Origin of the sequence: Amycolatopsis pigmentata (assembly GCF_042684065.1) — a bacterium.
Lineage (GTDB): Bacteria > Actinomycetota > Actinomycetes > Mycobacteriales > Pseudonocardiaceae > Amycolatopsis_E > Amycolatopsis_E pigmentata.
In genome coordinates this window covers 875,608-898,469 of sequence record NZ_JBHUKR010000004.1, presented here as the reverse complement: position 1 = coordinate 898,469, position 22,862 = coordinate 875,608, and the positions used below count along the sequence as shown (strand labels likewise).

General features: G+C 68.9%; 20 protein-coding genes. 11 read left to right on the top strand and 9 right to left on the bottom strand.

The features are described 5' to 3' along the window. The first annotated feature begins 85 nt into the window (after positions 1-85). From ACFSXZ_RS05885 to ACFSXZ_RS05850, 8 genes are all read left to right on the top strand, one after another. The gene (locus tag ACFSXZ_RS05885; protein ID WP_378262032.1) at positions 86-1,603 is read left to right on the top strand and encodes a sugar ABC transporter ATP-binding protein; all 1,518 of its coding nucleotides are present in this window, start codon (positions 86-88) and stop codon (positions 1,601-1,603) included. Further along, positions 1,600-2,646, top strand: a complete 1,047-nt coding sequence (locus ACFSXZ_RS05880) for an ABC transporter permease (protein ID WP_378262030.1) — start codon at positions 1,600-1,602, stop codon at positions 2,644-2,646. Before ACFSXZ_RS05885 ends, ACFSXZ_RS05880 begins: the two co-directional genes overlap by 4 nt. Continuing rightward, a complete protein-coding gene (locus ACFSXZ_RS05875) occupies positions 2,630-3,640 on the top strand; it encodes an ABC transporter permease (protein WP_378262028.1) in 1,011 nt (336 codons plus the stop codon). Before ACFSXZ_RS05880 ends, ACFSXZ_RS05875 begins: the two co-directional genes overlap by 17 nt. Positions 3,641-3,699: 59 nt before the next feature. Beyond that, on the top strand, positions 3,700-4,764 hold the full coding sequence (gene rhaS, locus ACFSXZ_RS05870; RefSeq protein ID WP_378262026.1) for a rhamnose ABC transporter substrate-binding protein: 1,065 nt from the start codon (positions 3,700-3,702) through the stop codon (positions 4,762-4,764). Positions 4,765-4,849: 85 nt separating this feature from the next. Further along, positions 4,850-6,016 (top strand): L-rhamnose isomerase, encoded by a 1,167-nt coding sequence (rhaI, locus tag ACFSXZ_RS05865; RefSeq protein ID WP_378262773.1) that lies wholly within the window; start codon positions 4,850-4,852, stop codon positions 6,014-6,016. A gap of 5 nt (positions 6,017-6,021) precedes the next feature. Further along, positions 6,022-8,052, top strand: a complete 2,031-nt coding sequence (locus ACFSXZ_RS05860) for a bifunctional aldolase/short-chain dehydrogenase (protein WP_378262024.1) — start codon at positions 6,022-6,024, stop codon at positions 8,050-8,052. 5 nt (positions 8,053-8,057) lie between these two features. Then, complete coding sequence (locus tag ACFSXZ_RS05855) at positions 8,058-9,539, top strand: rhamnulokinase (RefSeq protein WP_378262022.1); 1,482 nt, start codon at positions 8,058-8,060, stop codon at positions 9,537-9,539. A 62-nt stretch (positions 9,540-9,601) separates the two neighbouring features. Beyond that, the gene (locus ACFSXZ_RS05850; protein ID WP_378262020.1) at positions 9,602-9,937 is read left to right on the top strand and encodes a hypothetical protein; all 336 of its coding nucleotides are present in this window, start codon (positions 9,602-9,604) and stop codon (positions 9,935-9,937) included. 8 nt (positions 9,938-9,945) lie between these two features. On the opposite strand, the gene ACFSXZ_RS05845 is transcribed toward ACFSXZ_RS05850, so the two are convergent. Beyond that, complete coding sequence (locus ACFSXZ_RS05845; RefSeq protein ID WP_378262018.1) at positions 9,946-11,337, bottom strand: aminotransferase-like domain-containing protein; 1,392 nt, start codon at positions 11,335-11,337, stop codon at positions 9,946-9,948. Positions 11,338-11,394: 57 nt separating this feature from the next. Between ACFSXZ_RS05845 and yczE the strand changes: the two genes are divergently transcribed. Beyond that, complete coding sequence (gene yczE, locus ACFSXZ_RS05840) at positions 11,395-12,009, top strand: membrane protein YczE (RefSeq protein WP_378262016.1); 615 nt, start codon at positions 11,395-11,397, stop codon at positions 12,007-12,009. On the opposite strand, the gene ACFSXZ_RS05835 is transcribed toward yczE, so the two are convergent. From ACFSXZ_RS05835 to ACFSXZ_RS05825, 3 genes are all read right to left on the bottom strand, one after another. Further along, on the bottom strand, positions 11,984-12,985 hold the full coding sequence (locus ACFSXZ_RS05835; RefSeq protein WP_378262014.1) for an LLM class flavin-dependent oxidoreductase: 1,002 nt from the start codon (positions 12,983-12,985) through the stop codon (positions 11,984-11,986). The two genes, yczE and ACFSXZ_RS05835, sit on opposite strands and share 26 nt — an antisense overlap. Continuing rightward, positions 12,982-13,977: a cyclase family protein gene (locus tag ACFSXZ_RS05830; RefSeq protein ID WP_378262012.1), complete on the bottom strand. Its 996-nt coding sequence runs from the start codon at positions 13,975-13,977 to the stop codon at positions 12,982-12,984. The genes ACFSXZ_RS05835 and ACFSXZ_RS05830 overlap by 4 nt, the downstream gene beginning before the upstream one ends. Before the next feature lie 151 nt (positions 13,978-14,128). Beyond that, complete coding sequence (locus ACFSXZ_RS05825) at positions 14,129-14,401, bottom strand: hypothetical protein (RefSeq protein WP_378262010.1); 273 nt, start codon at positions 14,399-14,401, stop codon at positions 14,129-14,131. Positions 14,402-14,662: 261 nt separating this feature from the next. On the opposite strand from ACFSXZ_RS05825, the gene ACFSXZ_RS05820 reads away from it, so the two are divergent. Then, positions 14,663-14,920 carry a hypothetical protein gene (locus ACFSXZ_RS05820; protein WP_378262008.1) on the top strand — a complete coding sequence of 86 codons (258 nt, stop codon included), beginning with the start codon at positions 14,663-14,665 and terminating at the stop codon, positions 14,918-14,920. A 39-nt stretch (positions 14,921-14,959) separates the two neighbouring features. On the opposite strand, the gene ACFSXZ_RS05815 is transcribed toward ACFSXZ_RS05820, so the two are convergent. Both ACFSXZ_RS05815 and ACFSXZ_RS05810 read right to left on the bottom strand, forming a co-directional pair. Then, positions 14,960-17,749 carry an AfsR/SARP family transcriptional regulator gene (locus ACFSXZ_RS05815; RefSeq protein WP_378262006.1) on the bottom strand — a complete coding sequence of 930 codons (2,790 nt, stop codon included), beginning with the start codon at positions 17,747-17,749 and terminating at the stop codon, positions 14,960-14,962. A gap of 215 nt (positions 17,750-17,964) precedes the next feature. Then, positions 17,965-18,777: a PaaI family thioesterase gene (locus ACFSXZ_RS05810; RefSeq protein WP_378262004.1), complete on the bottom strand. Its 813-nt coding sequence runs from the start codon at positions 18,775-18,777 to the stop codon at positions 17,965-17,967. Between the two features lie 88 nt (positions 18,778-18,865). Here ACFSXZ_RS05810 and ACFSXZ_RS05805 point away from each other — a divergent pair, with 88 nt between their 5' ends. Continuing rightward, the gene (locus tag ACFSXZ_RS05805; protein ID WP_378262002.1) at positions 18,866-19,297 is read left to right on the top strand and encodes a nitroreductase family deazaflavin-dependent oxidoreductase; all 432 of its coding nucleotides are present in this window, start codon (positions 18,866-18,868) and stop codon (positions 19,295-19,297) included. Positions 19,298-19,301: 4 nt separating this feature from the next. Here ACFSXZ_RS05805 and ACFSXZ_RS05800 read toward each other — a convergent pair whose 3' ends face one another. Genes ACFSXZ_RS05800 through ACFSXZ_RS05790 form a run of 3 tightly spaced genes read right to left on the bottom strand, consistent with a single transcriptional unit; the run spans position 19,302 to position 22,778 of the window. After that, entirely contained in the window at positions 19,302-20,714 is a 1,413-nt protein-coding gene (locus ACFSXZ_RS05800) for an amidase (protein WP_378262000.1), read from the bottom strand. 10 nt (positions 20,715-20,724) lie between these two features. Further along, entirely contained in the window at positions 20,725-21,690 is a 966-nt protein-coding gene (locus tag ACFSXZ_RS05795) for a catechol 2,3-dioxygenase (RefSeq protein WP_378261998.1), read from the bottom strand. A 23-nt stretch (positions 21,691-21,713) separates the two neighbouring features. Next, positions 21,714-22,778, bottom strand: coding sequence for a 4-oxalomesaconate tautomerase (locus tag ACFSXZ_RS05790; protein ID WP_378261996.1), 1,065 nt, complete (start codon positions 22,776-22,778; stop codon positions 21,714-21,716). Positions 22,779-22,862 lie beyond the last annotated feature (84 nt).

Below are 22,862 nucleotides of genomic sequence, written 5' to 3'. Positions count from 1 at the left end.
CACCCTCGCGATTGACACCGTGATTTCCTTCATAGTACCGTCACCGCGGCCAGGTGAATGAAACCTTTCAATTTCGGAGGTCGCGATGGAGCGCCCCGATCCGGGCGGCGTGCCCCTGCTGGAGGTCCGCGGCGTGGCCAAGTCCTTCGGCGCGGTCGCCGCCGTCGCGGATGTCTCCTTCGGCCTCCACCCCGGAGAAGCGCACGCGCTGGTGGGCGAGAACGGCGCCGGGAAGTCCACCATCGTCGGCATCCTTGCCGGAGTGCACCGTCCGGACGCCGGCACGGTGGCCCTCGACGGTGAACCGGTCGCATTCTCGTCACCCGCGGACGCCAAGGCGGCGGGGATCGCGGTGATCTATCAGGAACCCACGCTGTTCGGAGATCTTTCGGTCGAGGAGAACATCGTGATGGGGCGCCATCCCCGGCGTGGCCTCGGCATGATCGACCGTGCCGCGATGCGCGCGGAGGCGAGGGCACTCTTCGAGCGTCTCGGCGTCCGGATCGATCCCGCGCGCCCCGCCCGCGGGCTGTCGATCGCCGACCAGCAGATCGTCGAGATCGCCAAGGCGCTCTCCGCCGACGCCCGCGTGCTGATCATGGACGAGCCGACCGCGGCGTTGAGCGTGGTCGAGGTCGAGCGGCTGTTCTCGGTCGTGCGGGCGCTGCGGGAAGAGGGTGCGGCGATCATGTTCATTTCGCACCGGTTCGAGGAGATCACCGAGCTGTGCCAGCGCGTGACGATCATGCGTGACGGCAGGCATGTTTCCACCGACCCGATCGCCGGGCTGACCGTGGACGAGATGGTCCGGCGGATGGTCGGCCGTGATCTCGACGCGCTTTTTCCCAAGCAGGACGTGACTCCGGGCGCGGTGGTGCTCGAGGTCGACGGACTCACGCGCGAGGGAGTCTTCCGTGACATTTCGTTTTCGGTGCGGGCAGGCGAGATCGTGGCCTTCGCCGGCCTGGTGGGAGCCGGGCGTTCCGAGGTCGTGCAGGCGGTGTTCGGCGTCGACGAACGCGACGCCGGAACGGTCACGGTCCGCGGGAAACGGCTGCGGCCCCACTCACCCCGCGCCGCCATGTCCGCCGGTATGGCGCTCGTGCCGGAGGACCGCAGACAGCAGGGACTCGTGATGGACCTTTCCCTGCAGCGCAACGTGACCTTGCCACGGTCGGGTGCGCTGTCGAGGTTCGGTTTCCTGTTCGGGCCGGGAGAACGGCGCGAGGTACTGCGCTGGACGGACCGGTTGCGCATCAAGTACGGCCGGCTCGGGGACGCCGTCGGGACACTGTCGGGCGGCAACCAGCAGAAGGCCGTGCTCGCCAAGTGGCTCGCGATGGCCCCGGCGGTGCTGATCGTGGACGAGCCGACCCGGGGCATCGACGTCGGCACGAAGGCGGAAGTACACCGCCTGATGTCGGAACTGGCGGCGGAAGGCGTCGCGGTGGTGATGGTGTCCTCCGACCTGCCCGAGGTCCTGGGCATGGCGGACCGGATCCTGGTCATGCGGGAAGGCCGCCTCGTCGCGGAGATCCCCCGGGCCGAGGCGACCGAGGACTCGGTCATGTTCGCCGCGATGGGACAGGACGCGGCGGCATGAACGCGACCAGGGTGGCGGCGTCCGCGCGGGCGAAGACTTCTCCAGGACGTTCGGTGTCGCCGGCGGTTTTCCAGGCGCGCGAGCTGGGAATCGTGCTGGCGCTCGTCGCGCTCGTGGCGTTCACCGCGACCCAGAACTCCCGGTTCCTGTCCGGCCAGAGTATCCGGGACATCCTGCTCGGCACGGCGATCCTGGCGGTGCTCGCGGTGGGCCAGGCGATCGTGATGATCACCCGCAACATCGACCTGTCGGTGGGGTCGGTCCTGGGCCTGTCGGCGTTCGCGGTCGGTTCGCTGCTACGGGACGACCAGGGCCTGCCCGTGATCGTGGCACTGCTGGCCGGGGTGGGCGTGGGTGTCGCATGTGGACTCGTCAACGGCGCGCTGGTGCGCTTCGGCCAGGTGCCCGCGCTCGTGGTCACCCTCGGCACGCTCTACGCCTATCGCGGAATCAGCTATTTCTGGGCGGGCGGACGCCAGATCAACGCCGACCGGCTGCCACGGTCCTTTTTGGACTTCGGTGGTTCGTCGCTGCTCGGCGTCCCCTGGCTGGTCCTGATCGCGGCACTGGTGATCGTGGTCGCCGGCGTGGTGCTCCGCAACTACCGCGCCGGGCGCGAGTTGTACGCGATGGGGTCGAGCCCGCGGGCCGCCGAGCTGGCCGGCATCAAGGTGGGACGCCACACGGTCGTCGCGTTCGGCGTCAGCGGCGCGCTCGCCGGGCTTGCCGGTGTGCTGTTCGCGGCCCGCTTCGGCACCGTCGACGCGGCCGCGGGCACCGGCTACGAACTCAACGTCGTCGCGGCCGCGGTGGTCGGCGGGGTGGCGGTGTTCGGCGGCAGCGGAACGGTCTGGGGAGCCGGTCTCGGCGCGCTCCTGCTGACCGTGATCGGCAGCGCCCTGGCCGTGCTCGAAATCAACCAGTTCTGGCAACAGGCGATCGTCGGCGCGCTGATCCTGCTGGCCATCGGCGCCGACCGGCTGGTCGCGGCCCGGGTCGCGAAGGCACTCAAGAAGAGGGATGCTCATGTCCGGAGCGCTTAAGAGTCGCCTGGCGAGCTGGGACGCGGCCGTCATCGTGGTCACCGCCGTCGTGCTCGTGATCGCGTCGGTGGCCGTGGAGAACTTCGGCACCGGCCGGAACTTCACCTTCCTGCTGCTGGACCTGCTTCCGATCGCGTTGGTGGCACTGCCGATGACGTTCGTCATCGTCACCGGCGAGATCGACCTTTCGGTCGCCAGCACGCTGGGCCTGACCTCCGCGGTCATGGGGTCCTTGTGGGACAGCGGCCTGACCATCGATTCGATCATGCCCCTGTGCGTCGTGCTGGGGGCGGTGCTCGGCGCGGTCAACGGCTTCTTCGTGACCGTGCTCAAACTGCCCTCGCTGGCGGTCACCATCGGGACCCTCGCGCTCTACCGCGGGCTCGCCTTCGTCGTGCTGGGCGATTCCGCGGTGGCCGACTTCCCGCGCGCCTACACGTCGTGGGTCACCGGCACGCTCGGCGGCGTCCCGAACGTGCTGATCCCGCTGGTGCTCCTGGCGGTGATCTTCGGACTGGTCCTGCACGCGACTCCGGCCGGGCGCGCGGTGTTCGCGGCGGGCGGTGGTGAGCTGGCGGCCCGCTTCGCCGGGATCCGGACCGGGCGCCTGAAGTTCTGGTTGTACGTCACCAGCGGCGCGGTCGCGGGCCTGGCCGGTGTGGTGTGGACGCTGCGTTACTCCAGTGCCCGCGCCGACAACGGTTTCGGCCTCGAACTGGCCGTGGTGGCCGCGGTGCTGCTGGGCGGCGTGTCCATCTTCGGGGGCAAGGGCACGTTGCCGGGCGTGCTCGCCGGGGTGGTGCTGCTGGCGACCCTGCAGAACGTCCTGCGCCTGCGTGACGTGTCGAACGAGGCGCTCAACATCGTGACCGGTGTGCTGCTGATCATCTCCGTGCTGCTGCCCAACATCGTCTCCTCGGCCCGCGCCGCGATCCGGCGACGCCGAGGCCGTTCGTCCCGGATTCCCGATCCTGTGCTCGCCGTCAGCGAATGAGGTGATGGATGGCTTTCGTTGCGTCGCGGATCCCCACTCGCGAAAGAAAGGTGCCCAAATTGTCCAGTCGAGTTCTCACCGGCTTCCTGGCGGCGAGTCTGGTGGTGACGCTCGCCGCGTGCGGGGGCACCACCAAGAACGACGCCTCGGGTTCGGGCGTGGCCGCGCCGTCGACCGCGACGGCGAACCCGAACGCGCCCACCAAACAGGGCGTGAAGATGGCGTTTTTGCCCAAGCAGCTGAACAATCCCTACTCCGATATCGAGGCCGGTGGCGGCAAGGCCGCGGTCGAGGAACTCAAGGGCGAGTACAAGCTCGTCGGGCCGAACGACGCGAGCGCGTCGTCACAGGTCAGCTACATCAACACGCTGATCCAGCAGCAGCAGGACGTGATCGGCATCGCCGCGAACGACCCGAACGCGGTGTGCCCGTCGCTGAACCAGGCGCGGAGCGCGGGCATCAAGGTCGTCGCGTTCGACTCCGACGCGGCCAAGGACTGCCGGGACGTGTTCATCAACCAGGCCACCACCCAGAGCATCGGCGAGCAGCTGGTGAAGAGCGCCCGCGACCTGACCGGCGGCTCCGGCGAGATCGCCATCCTGTCCGCGACGCCCAACGCCACCAACCAGAACGCCTGGATCGACGTGGTCAAGCAGGAGCTGGCGAAGCCGGACAACGCGGGCCTGAAGCTGGACAAGATCGCCTACGGCAACGACGACGACCAGAAGTCGTTCCAGGAGGCGCAGGGCCTGTTGCAGTCGTTCCCGAACCTGAAGGTGATCGTCGCGCCGACCACGGTCGGGATCGCCGCCGCGTCGCGCTACGTGTCGTCGTCGAACTACAAGGGCAAGGTCGCGGTCACCGGCCTCGGCACGCCGAACCAGATGCGGGAATACGTCAAGGACGGCACGGTCAAGCAGTTCGCGCTGTGGAACCCGGCCGACATCGGCTACCTGGCCGCCTACGCCGGTGTCGCCCTGGCTTCCGGGCAGATCACCGGCACCGCGGGACAGAAGTTCAAGGCGGGCAAGCTCGGTGAGTACACCATCGGCAAGGACGGGGAGATCGTGCTCGGCCCGCCGACCGTCTTCGACGCGAACAACATCGACCAGTTCCACTTCTGACGCGCCGGACCGGCCGGGCCGCGCGGCCCGGCCGGTCCCTCCACAAAGGACGCGACGGTGCCCGGGAAGGAAAGACGTGAGCCACGTGGCCGACAAGACGGCTGTGAAATCCGCGCTGCGGGCGCAGCGCATCGAGACCCCGTCCTGGGGGTACGCGAATTCGGGCACCCGCTTCAAGGTGTTCGGCCAGCCCGGCGTTCCCCGCACTCCGGAGGAGAAGATCGCCGACGCCGCCACAGTGCACCGGTTCACCGGCGTCGCGCCCTCGGTCGCGCTGCACATCCCGTGGGACCAGGTGGCCGACTTCGGTGCGCTCGCCCGTTACGCGCGCGACCTGGGTGTCGAGATCGGGGCGATCAACACCAACGTGTTCCAGGACGAGGACTACAAGCTCGGCTCGGTGACCAATCCCGACCCGGCCATTCGCCGTAAGGCCACCGACCACCTCCTCGAAGCGATCGGCATCATGGACGCCACGGGGTCACGCGACCTGAAGCTGTGGTTTTCCGACGGCCTGAACTATCCGGGCCAGGATGACCTGCGCGACCGTCAGGACCGGCTGGCCGAGGCGCTGCGCGAGGCCTATGACCGGCTCGGTGACGGCCGGCGCATGCTGCTGGAGTACAAGCTCTTCGAGCCGGCCTTCTACGCCACGGACATCCCGGACTGGGGCACGGCCTACGCGCACTGCGTCGAACTCGGTCCGAAGGCGACGGTGTGTATCGACACCGGCCACCACGCGCCCGGCACGAACATCGAGTTCATCGTGGCGTTCCTGCTGCGGGCCGGAAAGCTCGGCGCGTTCGACTTCAACTCGCGGTTCTACGCCGACGACGATCTGATGGCCGGTGCCGCCGACCCGTTCCAGCTGTTCCGGATCATGTACGAGATCGTCCGCGGTGACGGGCTCGGGGAGTCCTCCGGTATCCGGTTCATGCTCGACCAGTGCCACAACATCGAGCGGAAGATTCCCGCGACCATCCGCTCGGTGATGAACGTCCAGGAGGCCACGGCCAAGGCGCTGCTGGTGGACCGGGACGCGCTGCGGGCCGCTCAGCGCGAGGGGAACGTGCTCGAAGCCAACGCCGTGCTGATGGACGCCTACAACACCGATGTGCGGCCGCTTCTGGCCGAGGTTCGTGCCGAAGCCGGGCTCGACGAGAACCCGGTCGCCGCCTACCACCGCAGTGGCTATCAGCAGAAGATCGAGGCCGAACGGGTCGGTGGCCGGCAGGCCGGATGGGGAGCCTGAAAGCCATGACAGTCCCGGAAGAACTCGTGGCGCGCAGCAACGCGCTCGGCGCCGATCCCCGCAACACCAACTACGCCGGGGGGAACACCTCCGCCAAGGGCGAGGTCCGCGACCCGGTCACGAACCAGCCCACGGAAGTGTTGTGGGTCAAGGGATCCGGTGGTGACCTCGGCACGCTGACCGAAGCGGGACTGGCGGTGCTGCGGCTGGACCGGTTGCGCGCTCTCGCCGATGTCTACCCGGGAGTCGATCGCGAGGACGAGATGGTCGCCGCGTTCGACTACTGTCTGCACGGTCGTGGTGGTGCCGCGCCGTCGATCGACACGGCGATGCACGGGCTGGTCGATGCCGTCCATGTCGACCATCTGCATCCGGACTCCGGCATCGCGCTGGCGACCGCGGCAGACGGCGCGGCGCTCACCAAGGAGTGTTTCGGCGACCGCGTGGCCTGGGTGGACTGGCGCCGCCCGGGATTCCAGCTGGGCCTGGACATCGCGGCCGTCAAGCGGGCCAATCCGCGTGCCATCGGCGTGATCCTCGGCGGCCACGGCATCACCGCGTGGGGCGCCACGTCGGAGGAATGCGAGCGGAACTCGCTGGAGATCATCCGCACCGCCGAAGGGTTCATCGCCGAGCGGGGCAAGGCCGAGCCGTTCGGCGCCGTCGTATCCGGTTTCGAACCGCTGCCCGAAGCCGACCGCCTGGCCCGCGCCGCCGCGCTCGCCCCCGTGATCCGCGGGCTCGTCTCCACCGATCAGCGCCAGGTCGGCCACTACACCGGCACCGAAGTCGTGCTCGATTTCCTTTCCCGCGAAAGGCTCGAGCCGCTCGCGGCGCTGGGCACGTCGTGCCCGGACCATTTTCTGCGCACCAAGGTCGCTCCGCTGGTGCTCGATCTGCCGGGGACCGCGCCGATCGAGGACGTCGTGGCGCGGCTGAAGGAACTGCACGCCGCGTACCGCGATTCGTACCGCGCCTACTACGAGCGGCATGCCACCGCGGAAAGCCCCGCCATGCGGGGCGCCGATCCGGCGATCGTGCTCGTGCCGGGCGTCGGGATGTTCTCCTTCGGCAAGGACAAGCAGACCGCGCGGGTCGCGGGTGAGTTCTACGTCAACGCGATCAACGTGATGCGCGGCGCCGAAGCGATCTCCAGCTACGCCCCGATCCCCGAAAGCGAGAAGTTCCGGATCGAGTACTGGGCCTTGGAGGAGGCCAAGCTGCGGCGGATGCCCAGGCCCAAGCCGCTGGCGGGCCGGATCGCGCTGGTCACCGGCGCGGGTTCGGGCATCGGCAAGGCGATCGCCGAACGGCTGGCCGCCGAGGGCGCGTGCGTCGCGGTCGCGGATCTGAACGCCGGGGCGGCCGGCGAAACCGCACGCGGGATCGGTGGTCCCGACACGGCGGTGGCGGTCACCGCCGACGTCACCGACGCCGGTGCGGTCGCGGCGGCGGTGGACGCCACGGTGCTCGCCTTCGGCGGAATCGACCTGGTGGTCAACAACGCGGGGCTGTCGATTTCCAAGCCACTACTGGAAACCACGGAGAAGGACTGGGATCTTCAGCACGACGTCATGGCGAAGGGTTCGTTCCTGGTGGCGCAGGCGGCGGCGAAAGCGATGATCGCGCAAGGGACCGGCGGTGACATCGTCTACATCGCCTCGAAGAACTCCGTGTTCGCCGGGCCGAACAACCTGGCCTACGGCGCGGCCAAGGCCGATCAAGCGCACCAGGTCCGGCTGCTCGCGGCGGAACTGGGGGAGTACGGCATCCGCGTCAACGGCGTCAACCCGGACGGTGTGGTCCGAGGTTCCGGCATCTTCGCCGGGGGCTGGGGTGCCCAGCGCGCCGCCGTGTACGGCGTGCCCGAGGAGGAACTCGGCGTCTTCTACGCCAAGCGGACGCTGCTCAAGCGCGAGGTGCTGCCCGAACATGTGGCCGCCGCGGTGTTCGCGCTCACGGCCGGCGACCTCGGTCACACCACCGGCATGCATGTGCCCGTCGACGCCGGCGTGCCCGCCGCCTTCCTGCGCTGAGCGTCATGAGCACTCATCCCGGGCGGCCGCTGCGTTTGGCGGCGGTCGATCTCGGCGCGACGAGCGGGCGCGTCATCGCGGGAAGCGTGGGTTCCGGCACGCTCGCTCTCGACGAAGTGCACCGCTTTCCGAACGGGGGCGTGCGGGCTGGGGACACGCTGTACTGGGACGTGCTCGGGCTTTACCGCGAGACGCTGGCCGGTGTGCGGGCCGCGTGCGCCGGTGGGCCGGTGTCGGGCATCGGGATCGACTCGTGGGCCGTCGACTACGGCCTGCTCGATCGGGCCGGCCGGTTGCTGGGCAATCCCGTGCACTACCGGGATTTCCGGACCGACGGCGTGGCCGCGCGGGTGTCCGAGTCGGTTTCGGCACGCGAGCTCTATCAGGTCACCGGTGTGCAGCAGTTGCCGTTCAACACGCTCTATCAACTGTTGTCCGAAGTGGACCGTCTCGCGGCTGCGGAGACGATGCTGCTGATGCCGGATCTGCTGGGTTACTGGCTCACCGGGAACGTGGGCGCCGAACAAACCAACGCTTCCACCACCCAGCTCTACGACGTCCGCGCGCGAACATGGGCAACCAGTCTGGCCGAACGGGCCGGCATTCCGCCGCGACTGCTGCCACCGCTCAGAGACCCGGGCGAGCGAGTCGGCACCCTGCGGCCCGGAATCGCCGCCGAGCACGGCCTGCCGGAACTGCCGGTGGTCGCGGTGGCGTCCCACGACACCGCATCGGCCGTCGTCGCGGTGCCCGCCGAACCCGGCACGCGCTTCGCCTACATCTCGTCCGGGACCTGGTCCCTGGTCGGCCTCGAACTGCCCGAGCCGGAGCTGAGCGAGGACGCGCGCGCCGCGAACTTCACCAACGAAGGCGGGGTGGACGGCACGATCCGCTTCCTGCGCAACGTGATGGGCCTGTGGGTGCTCTCCGAAACGCTCCGCACCTGGTCCGCTCGGGGCGAAGCCGTCGAACTGGACCAGGTGCTCGCCGAAGCCGCCGAGGCACCGGCGCTCGCCGCGGTCGTCGACATCGACGCGCCCGAATTCCTCGCCCCCGGCGACATGCCCGCCCGGATCGCTAGGGTGTGCCGCGACACCGGGCAGCCCACCCCCCGCACCCGTGGTGAGACGGTCCGGTGCATTGTGGACAGTCTCGCGCTCGCTTACCGGCGAACCGTGCGGTGCGCGGCCCGGCTGACGGGCAGCCCGGTCGACGTGGTGCACATCGTCGGCGGCGGGGTGCGCAACCGGCTTCTGTGCCAGCTGACCGCCGACGCGTGCGAGGTACCGGTGATCGCCGGACCGGTCGAGGCGGCGGCACTGGGCAACCTGTTGGTCCAGGCACGGGCGTTGGGACAGGACCTGCCGGATCTGGCGGCGATGCGGGCGCTGGTGCGTGCCACGCAGACGGTCGAGCGCTATCTGCCCACCGGCGGCGACTGGGCCACGGCCGAGGCGCGCGTCGACGCGATGGGACCGCGGGTTTAGGACGGCTGGGGACGTTCGGTCAGAACGCGGACGAGACGCCGCGGTCAGCCCGGCCCTACGACGTGCTCCGTGCCCACCGGCCACCCGCGACACTGCCGCAGGTCATCGATACTCCGCGCGGCAGAGCCATCACCTTCCAACTCTGGAACTGGCATGACGACGGAGAACGCTACGATCTCGAACTCTTCCAGCTCGTCCCGCACGACGGAACCTGGTCGACCCACGTCTACCGCGCTACCTACTGGGCGTTGACCCAGAACCAGATCACCGCGGTCGCCACCGGTGTGGGCTTCCGCGAAACGGTCTGGCATCCCCCGGAGGGGACCGGATTCTTCCAACCGGTCCTCACCGCACGATTACCGGACGACGACGGCGAAAAGCCGCTTTCCCACAGGTAAAGCGAAGCTCAGATCGTCCAGACGGGAGACGTCGCGGAGCGGGACTTCCCGTCGGCCTCGTCGGCCGCTTCCGCTATTCGGCGGACAGCCTCGGACAACACCGGTGGCGTAGATGTGAACGGCACGCGCAGGTACCGATCATGCGTTCCGCCGGTGGAGAAACGCGTTCCCGGCGGGACCCGGACGCCCCGTGCGCGAACCAGATGGGACAGTCGTGTGCTGCTGGCACCCTTCAGGTCCACCCACAGGAACAGTCCGCCCGACGGTTCGACGACCTCCCAGCCGGCACGACGGCACGCTGCGGCGGTGTGCGCGCGTCGCTGTCGCAGAAGGGATCGCCTGCCGTCGCCGATCTCGTCGAGATGGTCCATCAGTTCGAGTGCGAGCAACTGGTCCAGAACCGGCCCGGCGATGTCCTGGCTCGATCGTGCCGCCGCCAGCCGGTTGACGACCTCGCGCGGCCCTCGCACCCAGCCGATCCGCAGTCCCGCCCAGACCAGTTTGGACAGTGTTCCGATCGTGATGACCCGTTTGTCATACGCGGCGGTCGGGGTGATCACCGGACCGTCGCCCAGTTCGGCGAAGGTCTCGTCGACGCACAGCATCATTCCCCGGGTGCGTTTGACGAGACGGCGCCGCTCGCTCTCGTCGGCCAGATGGCCCGTCGGATTCTGGAAATCGGGCACCATGTAGGCGATGTCCGCGGATCTGTCGAGACGCTGAGGCCACTGCCAGCCCTCCGCTGTCACGGCCACGGGCCGCGGGCGGGCGTAATGCGCGCGAATCGCGTCGATCGCGGCCGGGTAGCTGGGTTGCTCGACGAGAACCTGGCTGCCCGGCCGGGCGAAGGTGCGCAGGATCAGGTCCCAGCCGTGCAACGCGCCCTGTGTGATCACGATCTGGTCGGCCCGCGTCGGCACCCCGAGACGGCTCAACCGCGCCGCGACGGCGTTCCGCAGTTCGGTGAGCCCCAGCGGGTGCAGCCCTCCTCCGGCGAGGATCGCCGGCAGGCGTTCGGCGGCCCGGTGGGCCGCCGGGCTCACTTGGCCGGGCGCGGGCAGAACGGCGATCGACAGGTCGATGGCAGGGGGCTCGTCCTTCGCCAGCCAGGCCGGTTCGTCGGGCCGGTCGACGCGCTCGGGCGGGACGCACACGGTGGTGGCACTTCCCTGGCGGGACGAAAGGAACCCTTCCGCCTGCAGCAGGGTCAACGACGACACGACCGTCGTCCGGCTCAGTTCGAGCGCGTCGGCCAACGTCCGCTGAGGCGGCAGCCGGTCGCCGGCCACGAGACGACCGTCCATGATCAGCGTCCGGAGACCGTCGGCGAGATCCAGATAGGCCGAACGCCGCCCCAGGGCGGGTTTGAGCTGGGCGACGAGTTCGGTGAGGTCAGCCATACCAGCAAGGGTAGATTGGTACTGGAGCACGCAGACCAATTCCTGCAGATTGATCACGTGAGCATCCTTCTCCCGCTGCCCGATGACCGTCTTCCGCTGCGCTCGGCAATGCTGCTCAGCGGTCTCGTCGCCTACGGGGTGAGCAGCGGCCTGATCCTCCGGGCGAATCTCGGCGTCGGGCCGTGGGACGTGCTGCACCAAGGTCTGTCCAGGACCTTCGGCGGACAGGTCGGCACCTGGACGATCGTGGTCAGCCTGGTCATCCTGCTGCTGTGGTTCCCGCTGCGTCAGCGTTTCGGCGTCGGGACCTTCGGCAACGCGGTCCTGGTCGGCTTGTGCGTCAACGCGACGGTGTGGCTGGTCCCGCCCCAACGCGCTGTGGCCTTACAGGTCGTCGCGCTCGTCACCGGTGTCCTGCTGAACGGCGTGGCGACCGGCTTGTACATCGCGGCCGGTTTCGGTCCGGGCCCGCGAGACGGCCTGACCACCGCGCTCGCGGCGCGCGGCTACCGGATACGCGTGGTGCGGACGGTGATCGAAGTCCTCGTCCTGGCGATCGGCTGGGCGCTGGGTGGATCGGTCGGCGTGGGGACCGTGCTGTATGCCGTCGCGATCGGACCGCTGATGCAGCTGACCCTTCCGTTCTTCATGCCGAAGAAGTGCCCTGCGTAAACCTGTGGCCCGCGTCGAGGGCCCGCAAGTTCGGGATCACGTGCTCGCCCAGTTCCGTGATGGTGCGCCGGATCACTTCCTCCGGCATACCGGCCGGAGCGATCCGGGCCTGCACGTGGGTCACGCCGAGCGAGCGGTAGTGACGGAGCCTGGCGATGATCTCCGTCGGCGTACCGACGAGGACCGGCTCGGGGTCGCCGTCCGCACGACCGATGTCCCACGCGTTGAGGGACCGGTAGTAATGGTGCAGCCGCGCCAGGTGTTCCTCGGCGTGGTTCCGGGCGGTGGCGCCATCACTGTCCACAATGCACACTCGGTTGACCGCGATCGACGGTCGGGCATGAGGGTTGTGCGCCGCGAGGGCTTCCAGGTAAGCGGTGCTCTGCGCGGCGAGAAGCCGGTCGGAGTAGTTGGTCGCCGAGTAGTAGCCGTCGGCCAGGGTGGCCGCGCGCCGGGCCGCGACGGGGCCGCGCCCGCCGATGAGGATCGGCGGTCCTCCCGTCCGGTACGGCGCGGGCACGTAGGTTCCGGCCGGCCGCTCTCGCCACAGCGTGCGGAGCCGGGCGAGCATCGCCTCGAACATCGGTCCGCCCGCTTGGCCGAGGCCGCCCAGCACTCCCTTCAAACCGTCGGCGCCCAGCCCGATTCCCAGCGTCAGCCGTCCCTCGGAAAGCTGGTCGACCAGCGCCGCCTCGGTGGCCAGCCGGTCCGGATGGTGGGCACGGGCCAGCAGCACCCCGGTTCCCAGTCCCAGCTTCGTCATCGGAGCGAGGTGGGCCAGGACCATCAGCGCGCTGGGGAGATGGAACGGCGCGGGTGCGGTGTGGTAGCTCTCGCCGAGCCAGACGGACGTGAAACCGGCCTGCTCGGCCAAAGTGAGCAGGGGAGCGGCCCGGCGGATCTGGTCGGCGATGCCGCCGGACGACGGATCGGTGCCGAGATCGAGCGCCAGTCCGAGTTCCATCGGAGGCGTCACTTGATCGCGATCGCGTTGCACGGCGACCCGGCCCCGCCGACCAGATTCAGCGGCGAGGCGACCAGCAGGAATTCGTAGCGGTGGTCGTCGGCGCAGTCGGCCGCCAGTTCGTCGAGCGCCCAGAGTTCACCCAGGGCCATGCCGAGGAGCGCGATCAGCGGGCGGTGGATCATGCCGTTGTGGTTCGGCCCCCGCTCCGGTGGTGGCTGGGCCGGGTCGAAGTAGTCGGACTGCTGCGCCGGGGAACGCTCGACGCCGGTGTTGTCGGCGGCGACGAGCGCGATCCGGTGGTTCCAGAGCCAGCGGACGACGGATTCGGTCTGTGCCAGTCCGGGCGTGGAGCGCCGCTTGTTGAGCGCGATCCGTTCCTCCGTGGTCAGCGCGAGGTAGCGCGCGGCCCAGCCGGTGTGCAGCAGGAGGATGTCTCCCGGCGCGAGTTCCACGCCCTGAGCGGCGGCGACCGCGTCGAGCAGGTCACCATCGAAAGCGGTGGGATCGTTGAGTTCCAACGGTGTGCCCTGAGCGGCGAGGTAGCGGTCGACGTCGAGCAGCACACCCCGCCCGACGATGCCCGCCTGCGCGTAGTGGTGGATGCCCAGCACGTCGGTGGCGTCGGTGATCTCTTCCTTCGCGCGGCCGCCGTAGAAACCGCGCCCGGGATGGCCGATGTGCCGGAGCGAGTCGAGGTGCGACGACGACTGCAGGTAGAACGAGTCCAGGTAGTCGTCGCGGTGGTGGGGATTGTTGGCGAACATGTGGTGGCCGGCGGCGTGCCGCGTGCCGGTCGGGAACGGCTCGAAGGCGTTGACCGGATAGTCGAGATTGAACCGTTTGCCGGATCGCACGAGGGCCGCCGCCTGGACCACGCGCTCGGGGGTCAGCAGGTTGATCGTGCCGAGCTGGTCGTCATCGCCCCACAGGCCCCAGGCGGTTCCCTTCGCGGTGCCGGGGCGCTGGAACAGTGCGTCGTAGTCGGGAAACTCTGCGTTCACACTGTTCCTCATCGTCGGGGTGCCGTCATTGGACCGTCTCACTTGTAGCACAATGCGGACGGGAAGACCATATGCCGAACATCAGGGAGTGCGCCCAGCGAGCGCGGCGTGGGCCCGTCGTACAGGACGGGCCCACGCGAGGTGAATCAGATCACTGGTTCACCCAGAGGGCGTACTTTCCGTCGTTGGCGTGGTTGTCCGAGGCGTCACACCAGTAGTTGAAAACACCGGAAATATGCGCCAGAACCCACTGGCCGTCGGTGACGCACTGGCTCCCCGAAACATGGGACTCGTAGAGAACCCAGGACGCCGCCGGTGCGGCCTGCCCCTGGGAAGCGGCCGGTGTCGCGGCCGCCGCGGTACCTACCGTCCCCAGCACGGCGGCCGCCGCGATGGCACCAACGCAGAGCGTTCTCTTCATCATCGACCTTTCTGCTAAGTCACCTCGGTGGTCGGGTGACCGCGGGGAAAGACTGCTCCCGGGCCCGTTGGTAATGCTTTGGTGGTGCATTGGCCGCTGGTCAGGCGCCCGGCGTCGATCGACCGCGCTCTCCGTACCAACGCGAAACCAAAGAAACGCCAAAGGCCGGGAGCGCAGTCTTTCCCCGGCCGGTTTCGCCGGTCCGGATGACGACTCGGATGAAGGGCAGGCACGCTCGTGAAGTCAGTCGCAAGGAAAATCACCGTGGTGGTGGCTTTCGCCGCCGCTCTGCTCGTTCCCGCCGGTACCGCGATGGCGGCCACCGCACCGGCTCCCACGGCGACCGCTTCCGCGAACCAGGTGAAACCCGCGGACTGCGCGACGGACGGGACCGACGTCTTCGTCCTCGTGCAAACCTATGTCTATCCCGGCGGGGTGACCTATTGGTACGAGGACGAATATGGCGACTTTTTCCCCAGTCCAGTCTATGAAGGCCCGTACTTCATCGCGTACTGCGCCTGAGCATCGCGTGCGCTTCCGGGCCGGCGTCAGCCGGCCCGGTCACGATGCGGGGCCTGAGCCGAGGTTTTCGTCAAGGCGCTCAGCGTCGGTCGTGCGATGCTGGATCCGGTACAGCCGCAACGCTTCTCGCCAGGCCGCGTGCGCTGATCCGATGTCGCCGATGGCTTCGTGGCATCGTCCGAGATAGTCCAGGACGGTCGCCTCGTAGTAGGTGTTGCCGATTTCGCGCAAAATGGCGAGGGCCTGCCGGAGGTAGCCGAGGGCCGCGACCTGCTTGCCCGTGTGATGGGCGATGTGGCCCAGGATGCCGAGGGTGAGCCCTTCGTCCTCGACCTGCCCGTGGCGGCGGGCGAGGCCCAGTGCGGCCGCGCACTGGGTGCGGGCCTTGTCGTATTCGCCGAGTTGTGCCAGGTACCAGCCGATCACGGTGAGCTCCCGGCTCTGTCCCGCCACCATGTTGAGGGATCGGTACCGGTGCAGGGCTCGGGTCGCATACCGCAACGCCCGCTGGTTGTCCCCGCGCAATGACCACAGCCAGCCCAGAGTGTGGTCGGTGTAGGCCTGGCCGGGCAGGTCACCGCCCTGTTCGGCCAGGGTGAGATGACGCAGGGCGTTGTCGTACTGGCCCAGCTCGGAGAAGATCGCGCCGAGAAGCTGATGCGAGCCGGTGGCCACGATCGGGTCGTCCAGATCGGCGACGGCGGCCTCGCCGGTCCGCAACGCGGTCAGGGCCGCGGGGAACCGCCCTTGCCGGTAGAGGAAGGTGGTCACGCTCCGGGCCAGGCGCCAGACCGACATGGCCCAGCCCTGTGCCGCGGCCAGGCGTTGCATGGCCAGCAGGTTCGGATATTCGATGGTGAACCAGGCCAGCGCCGTGGCCTGGTCGTTCAGTGGGCTCGGATGGCAGCCGGCGGCGGGTTCGCCGAGTTCGATCGGCGGGAGCAGGGACTGAAGCAACTGCTCGGCGTTCAACGCGGTGTGCAGGTAGAAATCGGTCAACCTGCGCAGGGCACTGGTCCGGACCTCGTCGTCACCATCGCGCTGCGCCTGCTCCGCGGCATAGAGGCGGACCAGGTCATGCATCCGGTAGCGGCCCGGGACGTGCTGCTGGACGAGCGACGCGCTTTCCAGGTCACGCAGTATCGCGCGGATCCGCGTCGCCGGAAGCGCGGTGAGGCTCGCCGCGGCGGCCGTGTCGATGTCCGGCCCCGGCACCAGTCCGAGCAACGCGAAGACGGTGGCCGTCTCGGGGGCCAGCGCGTGGTAGGACCAGGACAACACCGCGCGCATGTTGGTGGCCAGCTCCCCACCGTCCAAAGTGTCCAGACGGCCGGCCAGGTCACGCAGCTCGCCGGCCAGTGAGGCGAGTGGGAAGCCGGGATGGGCCGCGGCGCGCGCGGCCACGATGCCGAGTGCCAGTGGCAGCCCGGCGCAGCCTTCGAGCAGTTCGGCCAGCGGCCGGGGTTCGGCGGCCACCCGTTCGTTCCCGAGGCGGCGGGCGAGCAGGTCCCGCGCTTCGGCCGGGCCCAGCACGTCCAGATCCAGGATGTGCGCGCCGTGTCCGGTGACCAGCCCGGTGAGACGACGCCGGCTGGTGATCACGACGGTGCAGCTCGTGCTGCCCGGCAGCAGCGGGGCGATCTGGTCGCTGTCGCGGGCATTGTCCAGCACTATCAGCATCTTCCGGTCCGCCACCAGGCTGCGGTACAGCCCGACCTGGGCATCCTCTCCGGAAGGCAGCGCGGCGGGTCCGGCGCCGAGGGCATCCAGGAATCCGCGCACCGCCACGGCGGGCGGCATCGGTTCTCCCGTGGGGTCGAACCCGCGCAGGTTGACGTGCAGCTGGCCGTCGGGGAAGCGGTCGAGGTTTTCGTGTGCCCAGTGCAGCGCGAGCCACGTCTTGCCGATCCCGCCGCTCCCGCCGATCGCCGAGATCACCATCGTGCCACCGGGTCCTTCCGCCGTGTTCAGCGCGGTGGTCAGGTCGTCGAGTTCGCGCTCACGGCCGGTGAAGGACCGCGGCCGGGCGGGCAGCTGGCGTGGCACCGGAACCGGCGTGAGGCCGGGGGAGGGCGGGCGCTCGGGAGCGGCGAGTTCCGGATCCGCGGCCAGGATCCGCTGGTACAGCCGTTGCAGCGAGGCGCTGGGATCGACGCCCAGTTGCTCGGCCAGACGGTGCCGGACCTGGTGGTAGTACTCGAAGGCCTGCGCTTGACGGCCGCTGCGGTAGAGCGCGAGCAGATACTGGCCCGCCACTCGTTCGTCCAGCGGATACCGCTGGGCTTGGCCGGACAGTTCGGCCAGCAGGGCGGTGTGCCGGCCAAGGCGCAGCCGGATGTCGGTCAGATCGCACCGGGCCGCCTGGCATTGCGCGTCGAGCGCGGCGCGCTCGGATTCGGCCCAGCGCGTGTCCAGGCCCGTACACAGTTCTCCGCGCCACAATTCCAGCGCCTGCTCGAACAACTCGGCGGCGCGTTCGTCTTCCTCCGTGGCGCGCGCCTCCCGCAGCAGCGCGGCGAATCGGTGCACGTCGACGGTTCCGGCATCGGCATCGAGTTGATATCCCGCCGGACGCCGGGATATCGACACGTCCTCGATAACGGCCAAAGCCTGGCGCAAAACACTCACACTGTGCTGGACGGCGCCACGCGGATTGCGCGGCAGGCGACGTTCTCCCCAGACACGGCCGACGATTTCGTCCACCGGTACCGGCCGGTTGATCTCCAGCAACAGGACGGCCAGGACATGGCGAAGCCGTGCATAGCCGATCGCGATCGGGCGTCCGTCAAGACGGACCTCGATATCACCCAGCAGACGGAATTCCGGCACCACGTCGTCCCCCAGCGACTCCGCTCCACACCGGCGCGGACAGCGTTTTCCATCTAACGCGCTCGCTGAAACGAGGCAAGCGTCAGACGAAAAATACGAACATTCGGCCGTGCCTTCTGGGCCATGCGGCAGCGCGCTTCCGGACGGTTGTTCGCGACAAAACGCATTTTCCGTACATTCGCTCGCGGGTCACCGGGGTAATGCCGCGCGAACGGTCACAGGTACCGGTAGGTCAGGTGTCCCTTCGCGCACAGCCGGCGGTCGGCCTGGGTGAAAACGTCCACGTCGCACCAGAAGAAGCGGTCGTCGTGGGCGGTCACCCCGGCCCGGGCGACCACGCCGCTGTCGGGAAGCTCGCCCAAAATGTGCGCGTGCAGCGTGATGGTGACACCGCTGGTGGCATCGGAGGGACGTGAGTGCGTCCACGGCACGCATGCGCCTGCCACGTCGATGAGGGTGAGGACCGCGCCTTCGTGGAGCCTGCCCTTGCCGTCGAGGTTCCGCTCCTCGGCGGCCATGGTGAGTTCGAGAGCGCCGTGGTCGATGCCCTCGGTCCGCACACCCCGGCGTCGCATGAACGGAATCGACTCGATTCCCTTGCCCAGTCCACCCGGATCGTGCGGAGGTGACGGCTGGGCGGGGATGTCGGCGCCGCCGTGGCGATCGGTGGACAGGGCGCTGGACGCGGTGGCGATGACCCGTTCCTCGGCGTCGCGCACCTCGGTCTGGTAGAAGCCGAGCTCGCGTGCGCGGCGGATCGGCGTGCTCACCGCGGTGAAGACGGTGCCCCGCCCGGAGCGGGGGTAGGTGACGTGGATCGACGACGTGCTGGGATCGAGTTCCGGCTCCGAGGCGCGCATCGTCGCCTGAGCCGACACCGCGGCCAGTGCGGCGGTCGCGCCCCCGTGCAGAGCCCCGGTGAGGGTGTGCGGCTCGGTGACCGTCATCACGATTTTCCCGTCGCGCCACCGGACGCCGAGGTCACGCAGGAACGGGCTCTCGGCCAGCCATGCGTCGAGGTCCGTCATCCGAGGTGCCCGCCTTCCTTCGGCAAATGTCCCGTCGGTTATATCAGGCGCGGGAATGGTCTCGGCGCCAAGAGCGTTCTACCTTGACGTGCCAAACGAGACTGTGGAACTCAGCCCCGCGGGCTGGGTTCGTGACCAGACCGAGAAGATCCTTGAGACCGGGACCACGGACGGCGTCGACATCAACGGCATGCCGATCGTGCTGTTGACGCTGCGTGGCGCGAAGACCGGCAAACTGCGCTACACCCCGGTGATGCGGGTGGAGCACAACGGCAGTTACGCCGTCGTCGCGTCCAAGGGCGGTGCCGACCAGCACCCGACCTGGTATTACAACATCAAGGCGCACCCCGAGTTCCCGCTCCAGGACGGAACGGTGACCAAGGACTACGTCGCGCGCGAGGTCGAGGGCGCCGAGCGGGACGAGTGGTGGGAGCGGGCCGTCGCGGCCTTCCCGCCCTATGCCGAGTACCAGACGAAGACCGACAGGCAGATCCCGGTCTTCGTGCTCGACCCGAAGTAACGGCTCAGTCCGCACAAACCGGTGGGCGGCGGCGCGCGAAGGCGGTGACCTGTTCGAACGCGTGCCCCGCCTGCAGGACGGCGAAATCCGCCCGGTGCGGCCCGACGATCTGCACGCCCACCGGGAGACCGTCCGAGGTGAAACCGGCGGGCACGGACAACGCCGGATTGCCGGTGGCCGAAACGAAGTACGCCGAGCGCATCCAGTCCAGGTAGGTCTCCATCGCCACCCCCGCCACCTCGGCCGGGTACTCCAGTTCCAGGTCGAACGGCGGCACCTGGCTGACCGGCAGCAGCAGGAAGTCGTAGCGGGTGAAGAACTCGCGCATCCTTTGGAACAACTCAGTGTGCAACACCTCCGCACGGCCCAGTTCCGGCCCGGAGAGCCGCCTTCCGGCCAGGGTGTTCCAGCGGATGGTCTCCTTGAGCCGCCCCGTTTCCAGCAGGGGGCCGAACGACACTTCGAACTGCCAGGCTCGCAGGGTCCGGAACACCTCGTCGGCTCCGGCGAAGTCCGGGCAGGCACGCTCCACCACGCAACCGAGATCCGCGAACACCTTCGCCGAGTCGCCGACCACGGCGGCGACCGCGGGTTCCACCGGCACCGCACCGCCCAGGTCCGGCGACCACGCCACGCGGACATCCCGGAAGTCACGGTCCAGCGGCTTCGCGAAGCTCGCGCCCGGCTCCTCAAGCGAGATCGGCGACCGCGGGTCCGGCCCGGCGATCACGGAGAGCAGGAACGCGGCGTCGGCGACGGTCCGCGCCATCGGTCCGGACACGTTGAGCGTGGTCCATCCCAGCAGCGCCGGCCAGTTCGGCACGCGCCCCGGCGAAGGCCGGAAACCGATGACGTTGGTGAACGACGCGGGGTTGCGCAGTGAGCCGCCGGTGTCACTGCCGTCCGCGAGCGCGCACATCCCGCAGGCCAGCGCGACGGCCGCGCCACCGCTGCTGCCGCCCGCGGACTTGCCGGTGTGGTAAGGATTCCGCGTCGCCCCGAACACCGGGTTGAAGGTGTGCGACCCGGCGCCGAACTCGGGCACGTTCGTCTTGCCCAGCGTGATCGCGCCCGCACCGCGCATCCGCTCGATGATCAGCTGATCGCGCTCCGGGACGTAGTCGGCGCGCAGGGGCGAGCCGAACGTCGTACGGATTCCCGCTGTCTCGTGGAGATCCTTGTGCGCGACGGGAATTCCGTGCAACGGCGGCAGTGCGGCACCGGCGGCGGCACGTTCGTCCGCCGCCTTCGCCGCCTCGATCGCGCGCTCCGCGACGAGGGTCACCACGGCGTTGACCTTGGGGTTGACCCGCTCGATCCGGTCCAGGTGTGCTCGCACCACTTCGCGTGCGGACAGCTCCCTGGCGGCCAGCGCGGCTTTCAGGTCGAGCGCGGTCATGAAGCAGAGGTCGGTCATGCCTCCGTCGTCACTCCACCGGCGGGGTGCCGTGGGTGTGGAAGGACTCGATGGTCTTGAGCCCCCAGGCCTGTCCCTTGGCCCGCTCGGCTTCGGTCCAGGTGACCGGCTCCCAGTCCGGCGCGAAGATCAGCCGCGCGGTCGGGTTGCACAGTTCGATCCGGTTGCCGCCGGGCTCGTAGAGGTAGAGGAAGAAGGTCTGCTGGATCGCGTGCTTGTGCGGCCCGGTTTCGATGTGGACGCCGTTGTCGAGCGCGATGTCGGCCGCGCGCAGGATGTCCTCGCGGGTGTCGGTGGCGAAGGCGATGTGGTGCAGCCTGCCCTTCGTCTTCGTCCAGTCATTGGTATAGACCAAATCGTAGGACTTCTGCGCGAAGTTGGTCCACTGCCCGGAAATGACCCCGCTGTCGAGCTGGATCTGCTCGGTCACCCGCCCGCCGAGAGCGTCGCAGATGAACCGGCCGTTGGCCTCGGCCTCCAGCGCGAGATAGTTGACATGGTCGAGGCGGCGGACGCCGACCCCGCGGCCCGGGTAGGCCTGGGCCTGGTTCTTCAGCGCCGGACGAAGATGCTCCGGCGGGTCGTAGCGCTCGGTCTCCCAGTAGATCTCGAGTTCGTGGCCGTCCGGGTCGTGGAAGCGATACGTGGGGCCGATTCCGGTGTCACCGTCGGCCCAGCCGATCCCGAGTCCGCGCTCTTCGATCGCCACCACGCGCCGCTTGAGGGCCTCCTCACTGGATGCGCGCAGTGCCGTGCGCCCGACACCGGAGGTCTTGCTCGCGGTGAGCTTGAGGCTGTGGTGTTCGTAGTCGTCCCAGGTACGCAGGTACACCGAGTCGCCTTCGGTCCCGTTCTCGGTCAGCCCGAGCACGCGGACGAAGAAGTCCAGGCTCTTTTCCGGCTCCGGGGTGAGCAGTTCCACGTGACCCAGGTGCGCGATCTCGTGGCGGGGCGAGGGCTGGGGCGCTGATGACATTCTCGGGGCTCCTCGGTGAAGGATCAGGGGCGCGGGAAAACGGTGCCGTCGAACAACTTCCGCGCCGTCCGGATCACCGTCGACCGGCTGACCCGGGGTGACGGGGAAGTGGTGTCGAACTCGATTCCGATCGCGAGCTTGCCGCTGGGGTGCTCGATGTCGACCGGCGCGCCGTCGGGTGGGGTGACCAGGAGGTCGTGTCCCACCGCGCCGTCGAGCAGGAGCGCGGTCACGACGCTGACGCCGCCGAGGACGCCGATCGAGGGATGCGGCCGGACCGGGATGAACGTGCGGGTGCAGATCGCCCCGCCGTCACGGGGCGCGGCGACCAGGGTGGTCTTGGGGACCGACGTGCCACTGACGTCACCGAGGCCCATGAGCTTCCCGGCCTGGATGCGCAGCGCGTCGATCCGTGCCGCGAGCGCGGTGTCCGCCTTGAGGTCTCCGACCGGTTCGTACCCGGTCACCCCGAGATCGGCCGCGCGCGCCACGACGACCGGCATCCCGTTGTCCACACAGGTCACCGCGATGCCGTCGATCTCGTCCCGGACGTTGCCGGTCGGCAGGAGGCTGCCGCAGACCGAGCCCTCCGTGCCGGTGAAGTCCAGTTCGACCGGGGCCGCCGTGCCGGGGACTCCGGAAATCGCGGTCGTACCGCTGTAGTCGACTTCTCCGCCGGGGGTGGCGAAGGTCGAGATGGCGATGCTGTCGGTGTTGACCATCCGGATGCGCACCGTGGTGCGTTCGGGCCCGGCGGGCACGAGTCCTCGTTCGACCGCGAACTGGCCGATGCCGGCCAGCAGGTTCCCGCAGTTCTGCCGGTCGGACACGGTGGCTTCGTCCACGCCGATCTGCAGGAACAGGTAGTCGACGTCACGATCCGGGCCGCCCGCGGGCGACACGACGGCGACCTTGCTGGTGACCGGCTGGGCGCCGCCGAGGCCGTCGATCTGCTGAGGGTCGGGGGTGCCCATGATCCGCAGCAGCAGGTCGTCCCGTGCCTGAGGGTCCGAGGGGAGGTCATCGGCCAGGAAGTAGGCGCCCTTCGAGGTTCCCCCGCGCATGAGCATGCAGCGCACGCCGGTCATGCCGCTCCTTGTCGATCCTCGGCGGTGAGACGACTCAGACGTTAGGATCGATCGACGAAATTGTCAACAATTTGGTGAGCAGGT